Origin of the sequence: Halomonas alimentaria, assembly GCF_009902005.1 — a bacterium.
Taxonomy (GTDB): domain Bacteria; phylum Pseudomonadota; class Gammaproteobacteria; order Pseudomonadales; family Halomonadaceae; genus Halomonas; species Halomonas alimentaria.
The window spans coordinates 2,033,788-2,051,999 of sequence record NZ_WUTT01000001.1; the positions used below are offsets into that span (position 1 = coordinate 2,033,788).

At 64.5% G+C, this 18,212-nt stretch carries 14 protein-coding genes and 1 pseudogene; 8 read left to right on the forward strand and 7 right to left on the reverse strand.

The window, feature by feature from the left end; all coding sequences use genetic code 11:
* Positions 1-45 precede the first annotated feature (45 nt).
* Positions 46-1,161 carry a DNA replication/repair protein RecF gene (gene recF / locus GRB96_RS09610; RefSeq protein WP_161431936.1) on the forward strand — a complete coding sequence of 372 codons (1,116 nt, stop codon included), beginning with the start codon at positions 46-48 and terminating at the stop codon, positions 1,159-1,161.
* An 11-nt stretch (positions 1,162-1,172) separates the two neighbouring features.
* Entirely contained in the window at positions 1,173-3,593 is a 2,421-nt protein-coding gene (gyrB, locus tag GRB96_RS09615) for a DNA topoisomerase (ATP-hydrolyzing) subunit B (protein ID WP_161433072.1), read from the forward strand.
* A gap of 246 nt (positions 3,594-3,839) precedes the next feature.
* Here the strand turns inward: gyrB and GRB96_RS09620 are convergent.
* From GRB96_RS09620 to lexA, 5 genes and pseudogenes are all read right to left on the reverse strand, one after another.
* Positions 3,840-4,292: pseudogene (locus GRB96_RS09620) on the reverse strand (ATP-binding cassette domain-containing protein); the annotation flags it as partial.
* Positions 4,285-4,491 (reverse strand): DUF6494 family protein, encoded by a 207-nt coding sequence (locus tag GRB96_RS09625; protein WP_161431938.1) that lies wholly within the window; start codon positions 4,489-4,491, stop codon positions 4,285-4,287. The gene GRB96_RS09625 and the pseudogene GRB96_RS09620, both read right to left, overlap by 8 nt.
* A 332-nt stretch (positions 4,492-4,823) precedes the next feature.
* Positions 4,824-7,427, reverse strand: a complete 2,604-nt coding sequence (gene acnB, locus GRB96_RS09630) for a bifunctional aconitate hydratase 2/2-methylisocitrate dehydratase (protein ID WP_161431939.1) — start codon at positions 7,425-7,427, stop codon at positions 4,824-4,826.
* 263 nt (positions 7,428-7,690) lie between these two features.
* A complete protein-coding gene (gene dinB, locus GRB96_RS09635; RefSeq protein ID WP_161431940.1) occupies positions 7,691-8,764 on the reverse strand; it encodes a DNA polymerase IV in 1,074 nt (357 codons plus the stop codon).
* Complete coding sequence (lexA, locus tag GRB96_RS09640) at positions 8,736-9,389, reverse strand: transcriptional repressor LexA (protein WP_161431941.1); 654 nt, start codon at positions 9,387-9,389, stop codon at positions 8,736-8,738. The genes dinB and lexA overlap by 29 nt, the downstream gene beginning before the upstream one ends.
* Positions 9,390-9,706: 317 nt before the next feature.
* On the opposite strand from lexA, the gene GRB96_RS09645 reads away from it, so the two are divergent.
* From GRB96_RS09645 to GRB96_RS09655, 3 genes are read left to right on the forward strand one after another with little or no spacing between them, the layout of a single operon-like run.
* On the forward strand, positions 9,707-10,366 hold the full coding sequence (locus GRB96_RS09645; RefSeq protein WP_161431942.1) for a TetR/AcrR family transcriptional regulator: 660 nt from the start codon (positions 9,707-9,709) through the stop codon (positions 10,364-10,366).
* A gap of 2 nt (positions 10,367-10,368) precedes the next feature.
* Positions 10,369-11,427, forward strand: a complete 1,059-nt coding sequence (gene nagZ, locus GRB96_RS09650; RefSeq protein WP_161431943.1) for a beta-N-acetylhexosaminidase — start codon at positions 10,369-10,371, stop codon at positions 11,425-11,427.
* A gap of 44 nt (positions 11,428-11,471) precedes the next feature.
* On the forward strand, positions 11,472-12,050 hold the full coding sequence (locus GRB96_RS09655) for a hypoxanthine-guanine phosphoribosyltransferase (RefSeq protein WP_161431944.1): 579 nt from the start codon (positions 11,472-11,474) through the stop codon (positions 12,048-12,050).
* Positions 12,051-12,282: 232 nt separating this feature from the next.
* Here GRB96_RS09655 and GRB96_RS09660 read toward each other — a convergent pair whose 3' ends face one another.
* Positions 12,283-13,974 carry an AMP-binding protein gene (locus tag GRB96_RS09660; RefSeq protein WP_161431945.1) on the reverse strand — a complete coding sequence of 564 codons (1,692 nt, stop codon included), beginning with the start codon at positions 13,972-13,974 and terminating at the stop codon, positions 12,283-12,285.
* A gap of 79 nt (positions 13,975-14,053) precedes the next feature.
* Entirely contained in the window at positions 14,054-14,506 is a 453-nt protein-coding gene (locus GRB96_RS09665; protein ID WP_161431946.1) for a MerR family transcriptional regulator, read from the reverse strand.
* Between the two features lie 190 nt (positions 14,507-14,696).
* Between GRB96_RS09665 and GRB96_RS09670 the strand changes: the two genes are divergently transcribed.
* The 3 genes from GRB96_RS09670 (at position 14,697) to mmsB (ending at position 18,131) form a co-directional block, all read left to right on the forward strand.
* On the forward strand, positions 14,697-15,869 hold the full coding sequence (locus GRB96_RS09670; RefSeq protein WP_161431947.1) for an acyl-CoA dehydrogenase family protein: 1,173 nt from the start codon (positions 14,697-14,699) through the stop codon (positions 15,867-15,869).
* A 17-nt stretch (positions 15,870-15,886) separates the two neighbouring features.
* Positions 15,887-17,041 (forward strand): enoyl-CoA hydratase/isomerase family protein, encoded by a 1,155-nt coding sequence (locus tag GRB96_RS09675; RefSeq protein ID WP_161431948.1) that lies wholly within the window; start codon positions 15,887-15,889, stop codon positions 17,039-17,041.
* Between the two features lie 193 nt (positions 17,042-17,234).
* Complete coding sequence (gene mmsB, locus GRB96_RS09680; protein WP_161431949.1) at positions 17,235-18,131, forward strand: 3-hydroxyisobutyrate dehydrogenase; 897 nt, start codon at positions 17,235-17,237, stop codon at positions 18,129-18,131.
* Positions 18,132-18,212 lie beyond the last annotated feature (81 nt).

An 18,212-nucleotide genomic window follows, 5' to 3' on the forward strand; every position in this document is an offset into this window, starting at 1 on the left:
ACCCATGGCGGCCCGACCGGGCCGCCACCGTCCCCTGTTGACTCCATGCCCCTTGACCATCTCGTCTTCCATGGCCTTCGAAATCTGCAACCCGTTGATTTAAAACCGGGTTTTCAGGTCAACCTGATAGTTGGCGAGAATGGCAGTGGCAAGACCAGTCTGCTGGAAGGCATCCATATCCTCGGCATGGGGCGCTCTTTTCGCACCCGCAACATGCGGCATGTCATAGCCCATGATGGCGATGAGCTGATGGCCCATGGCCGACTGGCCGGGGAGCCACCGGTGCCGTTCGGTGTCCGCCGAAGACGCAGCGAGGATGAGTTGGAGATTCGCCTTTCCGGGGAGCGCGTTGGCCGTCTGTCGCGGTTAGTGGAGACGCTCCCCCTGCAGCTGATCAACCCTGATGCCTTCCGGCTTCTCGAGGGCTCCCCGGCCGCGCGACGTGAATTCATGGACTGGGGAGTGTTTCACGTGAAACACGACTTCCTGGAGGCCTGGCAACGGGCCCGTCGCGCGCTGAAACATCGGAACGCCCTGCTGAGGCATGGTAGAATGGACTCTGATTCTATGACAGCCTGGGAACGAGAGCTGGTGGACTGGAGCGAGCGAATCGATGCCATGCGCGCCGCCTGGTTCACGGCCTTTCTGCCGGTCTTCGAAGAGACCCTCAATGGACTGCTGCCGCTGAAGGATCTTCAGTTGCGCTACTCCCGTGGCTGGGATCGACGGAGAGAGCTGGGTGACCTGCTGCGGCAGGGGCGCGACGTCGATCGCCAGATGGGATTCACCCAGCAGGGCCCACAGCGCGCAGACTTGGCCATTCGCCTCGGCAAGCGCCCCGCCATCGAGGTGCTGTCCCGTGGCCAGCAGAAGCTGGTGGTCAGTGCCCTGAAGCTGGCTCAGGGGCGGCTCCTGGAGGCCAGTACGGGACGCCGCTGCGTCTACTTGATTGACGACCTTCCGGCGGAACTGGACGGCTCGCATCGACGACTGTTCTGCCGCTGGCTGGAAAACATGCGCTGCCAGGTGTTCATCACCACCATCGACCACGATGCCCTGGCGGATCTGTGGCAGGCCGAAACCCCGGTCGAGATGTTTCACGTGAAACGCTCGGCGTCCGGAAGCGGCAAGTTGCTGCCACTGGAACGACAGATTTCATGACGGAGCAGTCAATGAGCGAACAGGCCTACGACTCAACGAGCATCAAGGTACTCAAGGGGCTGGATGCCGTACGCAAGCGTCCCGGCATGTATATCGGGGATACCGATGACGGCACCGGGCTCCACCACATGGTGTTCGAGCTGGTGGATAACTCCATCGACGAGGCGCTGGCCGGATACTGCAGCGAGATACGTGTCATCATCCATCCCGACGAATCGGTGACGGTAAGCGACAACGGCCGCGGGATTCCGACGGATATCCATGAGGAGGAGGGCGTTTCCGCAGCCGAAGTGATCATGACGGTGCTCCACGCCGGCGGCAAGTTCGATGACAACTCCTACAAGGTCTCCGGTGGTCTGCATGGCGTCGGTGTCTCGGTGGTCAACGCACTGTCCGAGGAGCTCCGCCTGACGGTGTGGCGCGCCGGCGATGTCTACGAGCAGCTCTATCGTCATGGTGTACCCCAGGCGCCGCTGTCGGTGGTGGGCAAGACCGAAAAGTCCGGTACCCGAGTACACTTCCGCCCATCGCCAGAGACCTTCGGCAATATCGAGTACCACTTCGATATCCTGGCCAAGCGCCTGCGGGAGCTCTCCTTCCTCAACTCCGGCGTGGCCATCCGGTTAATCGACGAACGCTCCGGCAAGGAGGAGGTGTTCCACTACGAAGGTGGTCTCAAGGCCTTCGTCGACCATCTCAACACCAACAAGACCGTGCTCAACCCGGTTTTCCACTTCAACGCCGAGCGCGAGGATGGTGTCGGTGTTGAAGTGGCGATGCAGTGGAGCGACTCCTTCAACGAGAACATCTTCTGCTACACCAACAACATCCCCCAGCGGGATGGTGGTGCCCACCTGGCCGGCTTCCGCGCGGCGCTGACCCGTACCCTCAACGGCTATATCGAGTCGGAAGGGTTGCTCAAGAAATCGAAGATCAGCACCGCCGGCGATGATGCCCGGGAGGGGCTGACGGCAATCATCTCGGTAAAGGTGCCGGACCCCAAATTCTCCTCCCAGACCAAGGACAAGCTGGTCTCTTCCGAGGTGAAGACGGCGGTCGAGCAGGAGATGGCACGTCTGTTCGGCGAGTACCTGATCGAGAAGCCCAACGAGGCCAAGGCGATCGTCAACAAGATGCTCGACGCCGCACGGGCCCGTGAGGCGGCACGCAAGGCGCGCGACATGACCCGTCGCAAGGGTGCACTGGATATCGCCGGGCTCCCGGGCAAGCTGGCCGATTGCCAGGAAAAGGACCCGAGTCTCTCCGAGCTGTTCCTGGTGGAGGGTGACTCCGCAGGTGGCAGCGCCAAGCAGGGCCGTGATCGTCGCACCCAGGCGATCCTGCCCCTCAAGGGCAAGATCCTCAACGTCGAGAAGGCCCGCTTCGACAAGATGCTCTCCTCGGCGGAGGTCGGCACCCTGATCACAGCCCTGGGCTGCGGCATCGGCCGTGAGGAATTCAACCCCGACAAGTTGCGCTACCACTCGATCATCATCATGACCGATGCCGACGTGGATGGTTCGCATATCCGCACCCTGCTGCTGACCTTCTTCTTCCGTCAGATGTCCCAGCTGATCGAGCGTGGCCATGTGTTCATCGCCCAGCCTCCGCTCTACAAGGTGAAGCGCGGCAAGCAGGAGCTCTATCTCAAGGATGAGCAGGCGATGACCGACTATCTCACCACCACGGCTCTGGATGGTGCTCGCCTCTACGTCAATGCCGATGCCCCGGGCATCGGCGGTGCCCAGCTGGAAGCCCTGGTCAACCAGTATCGTGATGTCATGCGACGCATCGATCGGTTGTCTCGGGTCTATCCCAACGAGGTGCTGCGCAAGATCGTGCATGCCGCGGCGCTCGATGGCGAGGCGAGCCTGCGTGACAAGGTCACCATGCAGAATTGGATCGAGGAGCTGCAGCAGGAGATGGACGCGCTGCTCGCCTACGAAGGCGGACCGCGCTACACCTTCCGCCTCGAGGAGGACAGCGAGCGCGGCTTCTTCCTCCCCGCGGTGACCCTGGCCGCGCATGGCGTGAGTACCGACTATGTCTGGGGTGTCGACTTCTTCACCAGCGCCGATTATCGCGCCATGACCGGCCTGGGGGAGACTCTGGACGGGTTGCTGGAAGAGGGCGCCTACGTGGCTCGTGGTGAGCGCCAGCGCAGCGTGACGAGCTTCTATAACGCCCTCGAGTGGCTGATGAACGAGGCGCAGCGCGGCCTCTCGATCCAGCGCTACAAGGGGCTGGGCGAGATGAATCCCGAGCAGCTCTGGGAGACCACCATGAACCCCGAGACGCGGCGCATGTTGCGCGTCTCCATCGAGGATGCCGTGGGTGCCGACATGATGTTCAACACCCTGATGGGTGACGAAGTGGAGCCGCGGCGCGACTTTATCGAGCGCTTTGCCCTGGTGGCCAACCTCGACGTCTGATGTCGTGTTTCACGTGAAACACTCTTGAGCGCCAAGCGCCAAGCGCCAAGCGCCAAGCGCCAAGTAAAACCCCGCAAAGCGAACAAGCTTGCGGGGTTTTTGCTTCATCGGGAAAGGCAATGACATGGATAAGTTCATGCCGATGCATGCATTCCCAGTTTTAATTTCGGTTCTTCGCAGACTGGCGTGAAAACGAAGTACTCTTAGGCGACGGCGGGATAGAGAAACGGCGGTAAATCCGAGTTGGGCCAGCGCCTTGGCGATCAGCACCCGGCGCTTCATGCCCCCGGAGAGGGTGATCATGCGGTTATTACGCTTCTCGCACAGCGACAGCGAGCGCAGTACCTTCTCGATATGCGCCGGATCGGGTGGCTTGCCGAACAGTCCGCGGCTGAAGCTCACTGTGTCCCACACCTTGATGAAGGCGTCGTTGGTCAGCTCCTGGGGCACCAGGCCGATACGCGCCCGAGCCTCGCGGAACTGGCGCACGTTGTCATAGCCATCGACCAGCACCCGCCCACGGCTGGGGTTGACCAGTCCGCAGATCACGCTGATCAAGGTGGTCTTGCCCGCACCGTTGGGACCGAGCAGGGCGAAGATCTCGCCACGGAGGATCTCCAGGTCGATGTCGCGCAGTGCCTCGAAGCCGCCGGCAAAGCTCTTGCCGAGCTCCTCGACACGGATCACCGCGTCACTCAAGGGTGATGTCCCCGTCGAAGGTCAGTGCCAGGCTGAGGCCGTCTACCTCCACGGTGACCCGTGCCGGAAGACGCTCGTTTCCCTGCAGGTGGCCTGCCTCGAGACCTTCGGCGACCGCCTTCTCGATCTCCTGCTGGGTGGTCACGCCGACGTTCTTGAGCAGCTTGCGAATGCTGTGCTGGAAGGTGTCCTGGTCCATGGTGGGCTCCTTTAGCAAGAGGGGATGAATACCCATCCTACCGCTACTGATCGAGGCTGTCGTGGTGGCATTGACGGTTTCCGTGCCATCTTGTGGGAGCCCAGATCCTGGGCGATGGCGCCGACAGGCGCCTGGCTGTGTTGTGGTGGCCACTTCCATCGCCGATAAATCGAGCTCCCACAATATCGGGCTCCCACAAGCAGGTATAAAAAAAGCGCCCCTTGCGGGGCGCTTCGTTCATCGACTTCGGGGAGAACCCGGGTCACCGCGGACGGTGGCCTACGATGTTGCGAGCATCGGAGTCGAACCTGAGGATATCAGAATACCGCGTATCAGGCTTCCTGGGCGATCGGAATCACGTTGGAAGCGGCGTTCTGATACTCCTCGATCTCGTGGAAGTTCATGTAACGATAGATCTCGCCGGCCATGGCGTCGAACTCGCCCATGTAACGGCGGTATTCGTCGACGGTGGGCAGGCGACCTTCCACGGCGGCCACGGCCGCCAGTTCCGCGGATGCGAGGTAGACGTTGGCACCGTCGCCCAGGCGGTTCGGGAAGTTACGGGTGGAGGTGGAGACCACGGTGCTCTTGGCGGCAACGCGGGCCTGGTTACCCATGCACAGCGAGCAGCCCGGCATCTCCATACGCGCACCGGCGCGGCCGTAGATGCCGTAGTAGCCCTCCTCGGTCAGCTGATGCTGGTCCATCTTGGTCGGCGGGGCCAGCCACAGGCGGGTCTTCAGGCTGCCGGCCGGCTGCTTCTCGAGCAGCTTGCCCGCGGCACGGAAGTGACCGATGTTGGTCATGCACGAGCCGATGAACACCTCATCGATCTTCTCGCCGGCCACCTCGGAGAGCAGGCGGGCGTCGTCCGGGTCGTTCGGGGCGCAGAGTACCGGCTCCTTGAGCTCCTCGAGGTCGATTTCGATGACCTCAGCGTACTCGGCGTCCTTGTCGGCGCGCATCAGGCTCGGGTTGGCCAGCCACTCCTCCATGCCCTGAATGCGGCGCTCGATGGTACGGCGGTCGCCGTAGCCATTGGCGATCATCCACTTGAGCAGGGTGATGTTGGACTTCAGGTACTCGCTCACGCTGTCCTCGGACAGGGTGATGGTACAGCCCGCAGCGGAGCGCTCGGCGGAGGCGTCGGAGAGCTCGAAGGCCTGCTCGACGGTGAGGTCCTCAAGGCCCTCGATCTCCAGCACGCGACCGGAGAAGGCGTTCTTCTTGCCGGACTTCTCGACGGTCAGCAGGCCGTTCTTGATGCCGTAGTAGGGAATAGCGTGGACCAGGTCACGCAGGGTGACGCCAGGCTGACGCTTGCCCTTGAAGCGCACCAGCACCGACTCCGGCATGTCCAGCGGCATCACGCCGGTGGCGGCGGCGAAGGCCACCAGGCCCGAGCCTGCCGGGAAGGAGATGCCCAGCGGGAAACGGGTGTGGGAGTCGCCACCGGTACCCACGGTGTCGGGCAGCAGCATGCGGTTCAGCCAGCTGTGAATGATGCCGTCGCCCGGACGCAGCGAGACGCCGCCGCGGTTCATGATGAAGTCGGGCAGGGTGTGGTGGGTATCCACGTCCACCGGCTTCGGATAGGCGGCAGTGTGGCAGAAAGACTGCATCACCAGGTCGGCCTGGAAGCCGAGGCAGGCGAGGTCCTTGAGCTCGTCACGGGTCATCGGGCCAGTGGTGTCCTGAGAGCCCACGGTGGTCATCTTCGGCTCGCAGTACATGCCCGGGCGCACGCCCTCCATGCCGCAGGCCTTGCCGACCATCTTCTGGGCCAGGGTGTAGCCCTTGCCGGTGTCGGCGGGCTGCTCCGGCAGGCGGAAGACATCGGAAGGGGCCAGGCCCAGAGACTCACGCGCCTTGGTGGTCAGACCACGGCCGATGATCAGCGGGATACGGCCACCGGCGCGCACCTCATCGAGGATCACCTGGGTCTTGAGCTCGAAGGTGGTCAGCACCTCGTCGGTGCCGTGCTTGCAGACCTTGCCCTCGTAGGGGTAGACGTCGATGACGTCGCCCATCTCCATCTTGGAGACGTCCATCTCGACGGGCAGGGCGCCGGAATCTTCCATGGTGTTGAAGAAGATCGGGGCGATCTTGCCGCCGAAGCAGAAACCGCCGGCGCGCTTGTTCGGCACGTTGGGGATGTCGTCGCCGAAGAACCACAGCACCGAGTTGGTGGCGGACTTGCGCGAGGAGCCGGTACCGACCACGTCGCCGACATAGGCGACCGGGAAGCCCTTGGCCTTCACTTCCTCGATCTGCTTGAGCGGGCCCTTGACGCCGGGCTCCTCGGGCTCGATGCCATCACGCTCGTTCTTGAGCATGGCGTTGGCGTGCACCGGGATATCGGGGCGCGACCAGGCATCCGGGGCGGGGGAGAGGTCGTCGGTGTTGGTCTCGCCCGGCACCTTGAACACGGTCAGGGTGATCTTCTCTTCCAGGGCGGGCTTGGAGAGGAACCACTCGGCGTCGGCCCAGGACTGGATGACATCCTTGGCCACGGCGTTGCCCGCCTTGGCACGCTCTTCCACGTCATGGAAGGCATCGAACATCAGCAGGGTGTGCTTGAGCTGCTCGCCCACCTCCTTGGCCAGCTCGGCGTCGTCGAGCAGCTCGACCATGGAGACGATGTTGTAGCCGCCCTGCATGGTGCCCAGCAGCTTGACTGCGTGGATCTTGTCGATCAGCGGCGACTCGGCTTCGCCCTTGGCGATGGCGGTCAGGAAGCCGGCCTTGACGTAGGCAGCCTCATCGACGCCCGGGGGTACGCGATTGGTCAGCAGGTCGAGGATGAACTCCTCCTCACCCGCCGGCGGGTTCTTAAGCAGCTCGACCAGGGCGGCGACCTGCTCGGCGTTCAGCGGCTTAGGCGGCACGCCTTCGGCGGCACGCTCCTCGACATGTTGGCGATAGGCTTCAAGCACGTTAGGGCCCTCATTGCTAGTGGGGCCAGAGTGTCGCGACCCGGCAAGAAAAGCATCGCCGGAACAAGCCTCTGGCGCGTGGAACAGGGGTGTGAACTCCCGTCTCAGGTGGCGGCGATTGTACGCGAGACTGTCGACAATGTTAAGCGAGGCCCATGGCGGCGGGCCTTGCACTTTGGTCGGCGGCATGTGGGTTCGGCTACAGGAAACTCCCCCTTGGGGGCAGGTCCTAAGAGACTTTGGGGTCTGGCCACGCAGGGAGGTTATAGCTCCAGGCTGAGCTGGCGCCGTGCGTCGGCCTCCACCAGTCGGGTGCCGACACCCAGCAGGCGCACCGGCCGGCGGCCGCGCTCCCAGGCCTGTTCCAGCAAGCGCGCATAATTCTCCGCCGTCGGTGCCAGTCCCCGGCTCTCCAGGGTGGTCAGGCTGAAGTCGTCGAAGCGCACCTTGATCACGATGCCGGAGAGCGGCGGGTGGCCGTGGCGGGCCAGGCGCTCCTCCAGCTTCTCGCATAGTGGCACCAGCGCCTCTCGGCAATGGGCCAGGTCAGGCAGGTCGTGGGCGAAGGTGGTCTCCACGCTCACCGACTTGCGCTCACGCTCGACCCTTACCGGCCGGTCGTCGATGCCGCGGGCCAGCTCGAAGAGGCGCTTGCCGAACTTGCCGAACTCCTCGACCAGCCGCTCCAGGGGCAACTCGCGCAACTCGGCGCAGGTACTGATGCCCAGCGCATCCAGTCTTGCCCCGGTCGCGGGGCCCACGCCATGGAGCTTCTTCACCGGCAGGGCAGTGATGAAGTCATCGACACGCTCAGGCGTGATCACCGTCAGGCCATCGGGCTTCTCCCAGTCGCTGGCGATCTTGGCCAGGAACTTGCTGGGTGCCGCACCCACGGAGACGGTGATGCCGGTGCGTCTGAGGCTTTCCTGCTTGATCCATTGCGCCATCCAGGTGGCGCTGCCCGAGAAGCGCTCCACGCCGGTGACATCGAGGAAGGCCTCGTCCAGCGAGAGTGGCTCGACCAGGGGGGTGAGCTCGTGGAAGATCGTCTGGATCTGGCGGGAGACCTCGCGGTACTTGTCGAAGTCACCGCGCAGCAGGGTGAGGTGAGGACAGAGGCGCAGGGCGCGCGCCGTGGGCATCGCCGAATGGATGCCGAAGGCACGTGCCGGATAGTTGCAGGTAGCGATCACACCGCGCCGCTCGACACTCCCGCCGATGGCCAAAGGGATGTCGCGCAGCGCCGGGTTGTCGCGCATCTCCACTGCCGCATAGAAACAGTCGCAGTCGGCGTGGAGGATCTTGCGCTCAGGAGAGGGACTGACCGTTACCGCCACGAATCACGCCCACGCCGATACCCTCGATTTCCAGCGGATCCTGTCGCAGATCCAGCTCGATGGGAGCGAACTCCGGGTTCTCTGCCAGCAGGGTCACATGATGGCCCTTGCGTTCGAAGCGCTTGACCGTGACTTCTTCCTCCAGGCGTGCCACCACGATCTGCCCGTTGCGTACCCGATCGGTCCGGTGCACGGCGAGCAGGTCACCCTCGAGGATGCCCACGTCCTTCATGGAGAGGCCGCGAACGCGCAGCAGATAGTCGGCCCGGGGCGTGAAGTATTCGGGGGGTAACGGGCAGTAGCGATCGATATGCTCGGCGGCCAGGATCGGGCTGCCGGCGGCGACCTCGCCGATGATCGGCAGGCCCTGGGAGGAAGGCTCCTCGCTGCCGGTATCGGTCTCGGCCTCCTGGGCGGGCAGGCGGATGCCCCGCGAGGTGCCGGCGATCATGCGGATGGCACCCTTGCGCTCCAGGGCACGCAGGTGCTCCTCGGCGGCGTTGGGCGAGCGGAAGCCCAGGGCGCGGGCGATCTCGGCGCGTGTCGGCGGGTAGCCGAGCTCCTGCATGGTCTTGACGATGAAGTCGTAGACGTTCTGCTGGCGTTGTGTCAGGGGGCGAGCCATGGGTCCTCCAGTGCGGATGGCGTACTCGTATTGATCAAGTATACAGCATGTTGTTCCATCCAGTAATCGGCATTCGGGTACGGTATTGGGGAAGGCTCCCGGTGGCTCCCCGCTCTTGGGGGTCAGACCCCGGCCAGGCCACCAGGCTCATCATCGTGCACTTTAACTACGTCAATGACACCGCCGGGGTCTGACCCCAAAGGGCTTGCCGAAGCTTGTTTCAAACGCTGCGTGGGTCCAGCGTTGAGCAGTAACGTGCGTCTGACGTAGAATTGCGCCACGTTTGAAACAATTGTTTATAACCAGGCGCTCCATCCATGGCACAGAACGATACCGTCACCCGGATCCTCGATACCGCCGAGGTGCTGTTCGCCGAACGCGGCTTCGCCGAGACCTCGCTGCGCACCATCACCAGCAAGGCCAAGGTCAACCTGGCGGCGGTGAACTATCACTTCGGCTCCAAGAAGTCGCTGATCCAGGCGGTCTTTGCACGCTATCTCGACCCCTTCACCGAGCGCTTCCACGGCGCCCTGGATGATCTCGAGCGCCGCTATCAGGGCCAGGCCATCCCCCTGGAGGAGTTGCTCGAGACCATGGCGCGCAGCGTGCTGGAGGTGCCGGCAGAGCGCAACAGCCTCAAGGTCTTCATGCGCCTGCTGGGCCTCGCCTACAGTCAGGCCCAGGGCCACCTGCGCCGCTATATCCAGCAGGATTACGGCAGCGTCTTCACCCGCTTCACCGAGCTGATTCGCCAGGCCACGCCCGAGTTGCCCGATGCCGAGCGCTTCTGGCGCCTGCACTTCATGCTGGGCACCGTGATCTTCACCCTCTCGGGCCTGGATGCCCTGCGCGATATTGCCGAGAAGGATTACGACGAGCACGTCACCGTGCGCGATCTAGTGCGCCGCCTGCGCCCGGTGGTGGTGTCCGCCATGCAGGCGCCGCTGCCGGCCCCGCCCACCGCTCGGGAGGCCTGATCATGCCTGGAGCCAGCTCTCAGCCTCAGTCACATGCCCAGCCGCTGGGCCCGGTGATGCTCGACCTTGAGGGAACGCGCCTGACACCCGACGAACACCAGCTGCTGTGTCGGCCCGAGGTCGGCGGGGTCATCCTGTTCGCCCGCAATGTCGAGTCCGCCACCCAGGTTCGCGAACTATGTGAAGCGATCCGTGCCGTGCGCCCCAACCTGCTGATCGGTATCGACCAGGAAGGCGGGCGCGTGCAGCGCATCCGCCAGGGCGTGACCCGACTGCCCCCCATGCGTCGGCTGGGTCGCGACGTCGCCAGCCACCCCGAGGTCACCCGACGCCTTTGCCAGGATACCGGCTGGCTGCTTGGCATGGAGATGGCCGCCTGTGGTATCGATATCACCTTCGCCCCGGTGCTTGATGTCGATGGTGGCACCTCCACGGTGATCGGCGATCGCAGCTTCTCGAGCTACCCCGAGACCGTGGCGGCGCTGGCCGGCGCCTTCGTCGATGGCCTGCACGAGGCCGGCATGGTGGCGGTAGGCAAGCACTTCCCCGGCCACGGCAGCGTGGCGGCCGACTCCCACCTCGAGCTGCCCGTGGACGATCGGCCGCTCGAGGCCCTGCGCGCCCACGACCTGGTGCCCTTCGAGCGCCTGGTCCCGCGGCTCGACGCGGTGATGCCGGCCCACGTGGTCTACTCCGCCTTCGACCCGCGCCCGGCAGGCTTCTCGCCCGCCTGGCTGGGCATGTTGCGCGAGAGCCTGGGCTTCAAGGGGGTGATCTTCTCCGACGACCTGAGCATGGCCGGTGCCGCGGCGGCGGGCTCTCCCGCCGATCGTGCCCATGCTGCGCTCGCCGCCGGCTGCGACATGCTGCTGGTGTGCAATGACCGCGCCGCCGCACTGGAGGTGCTCGACGCCTGTCGTCAGCACCAGCCCGCACCGCGCCTCTCGAAGCTGCGCTTCGCCCGGGCCCGCCCCCAACTGGAGAGCCTCCCGGCGCTCTCCCGCTGGCGCCGCCTCCACGCCCACCTCGAGGCCCTGGGGTCAGACCCCCAAGTGTCCTGAGGGGTCTGACCCATCATTCGATTCAACCACGAGATTTGTTGCCGATGTCCAGACTCGACCCCGAGATCCATCAGTCGTTGACCGATATGCGCGAGCTGATGGCCAGCGCCGATTGCCTTATCAGCCAGGAGGAGGTCGAGCGCGCCCTCGACCGCATGGCCGAGGAGATCACCCGTGACCTGGGTGACAAGCTGCCGGTGTTCTACTGCGTGATGAACGGCGGGCTGATCACCACCGGTCACCTGCTGACCCGCCTCGGTTTCCCGCTGGAGGTGGACTACATTCATGCCACCCGCTATCGCGGCAAGACACGCGGCGGCGAGCTGTTCTGGCGTGTCTCGCCGGAGGTCCCCATGGCCGGGCGCCATGTGGTGATCGTCGACGATATCCTCGACGAGGGAGCGACCCTGGCTGCGATCCTCGACTACTGCCGTGAGGCGGGAGCCGCCAGCATCACCACCGCGGTGCTGGTCGACAAGCAGCACGACCGCAAGGCGGTGCCCGGCCTCAAGGCCGACTACTGCAGCCTGGAGGTCGCCGACCGCTATGTGTTCGGCTTCGGCATGGATATCAAGGGCTACTGGCGCAATGCCCCGGGGATCTTTGCGCCCAAGGGGATGTGACCCGGGCTGCGTCCGGAGCTGGAAGCTATAAGAAAACCCCACGGGCCGAGAGACACGTGGGGGTTTTTCTGGGTTGGAATGGTCGAGCCAGCTGTGGGAGCCCGGATTCCGGGCGATGGCGCCGACAGGCGCCTGGCTGTGTTGTGGTGGCCTCTTCCATCGCCGATAAATCGGGCTCCCACAGCAATCGGGCTCCCACAAATCCAGCCCCCACAAAGAGGTTCCTACCAGCTTACGCCAGTCCCAGCTCGTGGGTCGCTTCCTCGCGCATCTTGAACTTCTGGATCTTGCCGGTGACGGTCATCGGGAACTCGTCAACGAACTTCACGTAGCGCGGGACCTTGTAGTGGGCGATCTGGCCCTTGCAGAACGCCTTGAGGCCTTCCTCGTCGAGCTCCTGGCCGTCGGCGAGCTTGACCCAGGCCATCACTTCCTCGCCGTACTTCTCGTCGGGCACGCCGATCACCTGGACGTCGGAGATGGCCGGGTGGGTGTAGAGGAAGTCCTCAATCTCGCGCGGGTAGATGTTCTCGCCGCCGCGGATGATCATGTCCTTGATGCGCCCGACGATGGCCACGTAGCCCTCGTCATCCATGGTCGCCAGGTCACCGGTGTGCATCCAGCCGGCCTCGTCGATGGACTTGTCGGTGGCCTCGGGGTTGTTCCAGTAACCGAGCATCACGCTGTAGCCGCGGGTGCACAGCTCGCCGGTCTCGCCGCGGGGCACCACGGCGCCGGTCTCCGGGCTCACCAGCTTCACCTCCAGATGCGGATGGATAGTACCGACTGTGGTGACGCGCTTCTCCAGCGGGGCGTCGGTCTGGGTCTGGAAGCTTACCGGGCTGGTCTCGGTCATGCCGTAGCAGATGGTGACGTCCTGCATGTTCATGCGGTCGATCACCTTGCGCATCACCTCGATGGGGCAGATGGAGCCTGCCATGATGCCGGTACGCAGGTTCGAAAGGTCGAAGTTCTCGAACTCCGGGTGCTCCAGCTCGGCAATGAACATGGTGGGCACGCCGTAGAGGGCGGTGGCCTTCTCCTCGGAGACCGCGCGCAGGGTCTGTTCGGGGTCGAAGCCGTCGCCCGGGTAGATCATGGTGGCGCCGTGGGTCACGCAGCCCAGGTTGCCCATCACCATGCCGAAGCAGTGGTAGAGCGGCACCGGGATGACCATGCGGTCTTCCTCGGTGAGCGCCATGGTGCGCGCCACGAAGAAGCCGTTGTTGAGGATATTGTGGTGCGAAAGGGTGGCCCCCTTGGGTGCACCGGTGGTGCCGGAGGTGTACTGGATATTGATCGGGTCGTCGAACTGCAGGGTGGCCTGCACCTCGGCCAGGTGCTCGGCGGAGACTTCGTCGGCATGGGCCAGCATCGACTGCCAGCTGAACATGCCGGTCAGCGTGCGGTCGGCATCCAGGCAGATCACCCGCTTGAGCTCAGGCAGCTTGGCGCTCTTGAAGGTGCCAGGTCCACCGTCGCGCAGCTCCGGGGCCAGCTCGGCCAGGGTCGCCACATAGTCTGAGGTCTTGAACATGCCCTGCAGGATCAGCGTCGCGGCACCGGACTGCTTGAGCGCGTACTCCAGCTCATGGGTGCGGTAGCTGGGGTTGATGTTGACCAGGATGGCGCCGATCTTCGCCGTGGCGAACTGGGTGATGGTCCACTCGGCGCAGTTGGGCGACCAGATACCGACCCGCTCACCCTTCTTCACGCCCAGAGCGAGCAGGGCACGGGCGGCCTCGTCCACCGCCGCCTGCAGCTCCTTCCAGGTATAGCGCAGACCCTGGTGGCGGCTCAGCAGGGCGTCGCGGTCCGGGAAGCGGGCCACGGTGTCGTCGAAGCAGTCACCAATGGTCTGACCCTTGAGGGGGGTGTCGCTGATGCCGCTGACGTAGCTGATCGGATTGTGTTGGCGTGTCATGAGCGTGTCTCGCGATTGTTGTGGCCTGGAATTGTTGGGCGTTGGGATACCACGATCATGATCCTGGTGGGTGGCTGGCTCAGTCCTTCTGATCACCGAGGCTTGCCAGCACGTCCCGGGCGCGCCGCTCGACATCGTCGAGCTCGAGCTGCATCAGCCGGATATCCTCCAGCTGGCGCTCCAGGTTGGCGCGCTTGTCGGCCAGGATCTCGAGAAGACGCCGCAGCTGACGCCGATTCCCGTCAGGCATGGCGTCGTACATCATCACCACCTCGCGGATCTCGGCCAGCGAGAAGCCCAGGCGCTTGCCACGCAGGGTCAGCTTCAGGCGCACGCGATCCTTCTCATTGTAGATGCGAGTCTGACCGCGCCGCTCCGGGGCCAGCAGGCCCTCCTGCTCATAGAAGCGGATGGTGCGCGTGGTCACCTCGAACATCTTGGCCAGCTCGCCGATGCTGTAGGTGCGCCGCTGACGGGGCAGGGGGCCATCCTGAGCGATGGCGGGAGCCGGGGTGGAGGGTGGTTGAGTCATGAGCGTCTTCCGTTTTTTTGGCAAGCGGAGCGTTGCTCGCCCGCCTGCTGGCAACACTAGCCGAGGTTTACGTTAACGTAAAGTGCTTGTTCGACCATGGGGTGATATGGGATAAACCAAGCAAGTGCTAGGTTGGTGCCATTACACAGCACCGCGAACTTTTAAAATAAGAGACGACGAGGAACCTTCCATGGACTTCTCCTTGACCGACGATCAGAAGGCGCTGGCCCAGGCCGCCGCTGACTTCGCCCGGGCCGAGCTCAGCGATCACGCCGCCGAGTGGGACGCCAATTCCCACTTTCCCGTCGATGTAATCCGCCGCGCCGGGGAGGCCGGCTTCCTGGGCATCTACACCCCGGAGGAGCACGGCGGGCTGGGACTCTCGCGCCTCGACGCCTCGCTGATCTTTGAACAGCTCGCTCAGGGCTGCGTCGCCACCACCGCCTATCTCACCATCCACAACATGGTGGCCTGGATGATCGCCAACTGGGGCGACGACGCCCTGCGCGAGGCCTGGGTGCCCGCCATGGTAGCCGGTGAGGCGCTCGGCTCCTACTGTCTCACCGAGCCCGGTGCCGGCTCCGACGCCGCCAGCCTGCGCACCAAGGCGGTTCGCGAGGGCGACGAGTATGTCATCTCCGGTAGCAAGATGTTCATCTCCGGTGCTGGGGCCACCGAGGTGCTGGTGGTGATGGCGCGCACCGGTGCGCCGGATAGCGGCGCCGGCGGTGTTTCCGCCATCGTGGTGCCTGCCGATGCCCAGGGTATCGAGTACGGCAAGAACGAGGAGAAGATGGGCTGGAAGAGCCAACCCACTCGTCTGGTCAGCTTCGATGGCGTGCGTGTACCGGTGACCAACCGCCTGGGCGAGGAGGGCGAGGGCTTCAGGTTCGCCATGAAAGGCCTCGACGGCGGCCGCCTCAATATCGCCAGCTGCTCGCTGGGTGCCGCCCAGCAGGCGCTGACGCTCTCTCGCGACTACCTCGCCGAGCGCAAGCAGTTCGGTCGCGAGCTCAACCAATTCCAGGCACTGCAGTTCAATCTCGCCGACATGGCCACCGAGCTCACCGCTGCCCGGCTGATGGTGCGCCAGGCCGCCTGGCGCCTGGACAACAACGACCCCGAGGCCCCCGCCCACTGCGCCATGGCCAAGCGCTTCGCTACCGACATGGGCTTCAGCGTTTGCAACGAGGCCCTGCAGCTGCATGGCGGCTATGGTTATATCCGCGAGTACCCCCTGGAGCGGCTGGTGCGCGACACCCGCGTGCATCAGATCCTCGAGGGAACCAACGAGATCATGCGCCTGATCGTCGCCCGGCGCCTGCTCGCCGACGGTGTGATCGAATCGCTGCAGCTCACTTGATAAACCAGGAGACCAAGATGTCGGATCTTCCCGTGATCTTCGACGAGCTGCCCACCGCCTGCGGTGGACGCATCGGCGTCGCCACCCTCAACGCCCCGCGTTCACTCAACTCGCTGTCGCTGGAGATGGCGCGTCAGCTCGAGGCCAAGCTCGACGCCTGGGCGGTGGACCGTAATATCGTCGCCGTATGGCTCGAGGGCAGCGGCGAGAAGGCCTTCTGCGCCGGTGGTGATGTGGTTGCCCTCTACCGTGCCCTGACCGAGGAGGGCGAGAACCGCGGCTCGGGTCGCGACAGTGAACTTCCCGCCACCTACTTCACCGTGGAGTATCGCCTCGACTACCGCATCCACACCTACCCCAAGCCGGTGATGGTGTGGGCCGACGGTATCGTGATGGGCGGTGGTCTCGGGCTGACCGCCGGTGCCTCTCACCGCATCGTCACCGAGACCACACTGATCGCCATGCCCGAGATCACCATCGGGCTCTACCCGGACATCGGGGCCAGCTGGTTCCTCAATCGCATGCCGCCCGGGGTGGGTGCCTACCTGGGCCTCACCGGCGCGCAGCTTAACGCCCGTGACGCCCTGGATGTGGGCCTGGCCGACCGCTTCGTGCCCCGCGAACGGCGTGCGGCAGTGCTCGAGGCCCTGGGTGAGGCCGACTTCGGCGATCGCAGCGCCCAGGCTCGCCGCGCCGCTGTTCAGAGGGTGCTCGACCGCTTCGAGGCCCGCGACCAGGCCCCGGCGGGTCAGGTGCAGCCGCATCAAGATACCCTTCAGGCGCTGGTCGGCAACGTCGATGTCGAGACCGCCGTGGCGCGGATCCTGGCCGACGACAGCGACGACAAGTGGCTCGCCGCCAACCGCGCGCGCCTCGCCGCCGGCTGTCCGATCAGCGCCCATCTGGTGTGGCGCATGCTCCAGCGCCACGCCCATACCAGTCTCGCCGACGCCTTCCGCGACGAGCTGGTTCTCTCGGTGCAGTGCGGCCGGCTTGGCGACTTCACCGAAGGCGTGCGCGCGTTGCTGATCGACAAGGACAAGAATCCCCAGTGGACCTACAGCGACGTCGCCAGCGTCCCGCAGACCTTCATCGACGCCATGTTCCAGTCCCCCTGGTCCAGCGAAGAGCACCCGCTACGTGATCTTGGCTGGGGCCACCGAGTGGGGTAGGTCGAGATGACTTTCTGATGGCGTTGAGCCCGGTTGTTGTGGGAGCCCGGTTGTTGTGGGAGCCCGATTTATCGGCGATTACAGTGTTGCCGCAGAATCTGTGCTCCCACAATGCTAGTCAAAGAAAGCTCGAGCACTTCATCGCTCGATAATTGAGCCAACTATCGGCTGTAATAATCACAAGGAGCCAACCATGAAAATCGCCTTTATCGGCCTCGGCAACATGGGCGCACCCATGGCCAGCAACCTGGTCAACGCCGGGCACGATGTCACCGTGTTTGACCTGGTCGAGAGCGCCATGCAGGCGCTGGAGAACGAAGGCGCCAACCGCGCCGCCACCGCCGAGGGCGCGGCCAAAGGGGCTGAGGTGGTCATCTCGATGCTGCCCGCCGGCGTCCACGTCAAGGGGCTCTATCTGGGCCGCGACGGTGCCCCCGGCCTGCTTGATGCATTGGAGGCCAAGCCACTGATTATCGACGCCTCCACCATCTCCCCGGAGGATGCCCGCACGGTAGCCGCCGCGGCCAAGAAGAAGGGCCTGACCTGGCTCGACGCTCCGGTCTCCGGCGGCGTGGGCGGGGCCAAGGCCGGCACCCTGACCTTTATCGTCGGTGGCGAGGCGGCCGGTTTCGAGCAGGCCAAGCCGGTGCTCGAGGCCATGGGCAAGAACATCTTCCACGCCGGCGACAGCGGTGCCGGGCAGGTCGCCAAGATCTGCAACAACATGCTGCTTGGCATCCTGATGAGCGGCACCGCCGAAGCCTTGGCGCTGGGCGTCAAGAACGGCATGGACCCCGCCGTGCTTTCCGAGATCATGAAGCAGAGTAGCGGCGGCAACTGGGCGCTCAACGTCTACAACCCCTGGCCCGGCGTGATGGAAGGCTCCGCCGCCAGCCGCGACTACCAGGGTGGCTTCCTCACCGACCTGATGGCCAAGGACCTCGGCCTCGCCTGGGAACTCGCCCTCGGCTCGAAATCCACCGTGCCCATGGGCTCCCAGGCCCGCAATCTCTTCGCCCTGCACAGCGCCCAGGGCAACGGCGCCATCGACTTCTCCAGCATCCAGAAGCTCTACAGGGCAGGGGAGTAGAAGATAAGCGTTACCTGTGGGGCTCGGCCTTTATTGGAAGCCCGACTCTGCGTGAGCCCGGTTGTTGTGGGAGCTGGGTTT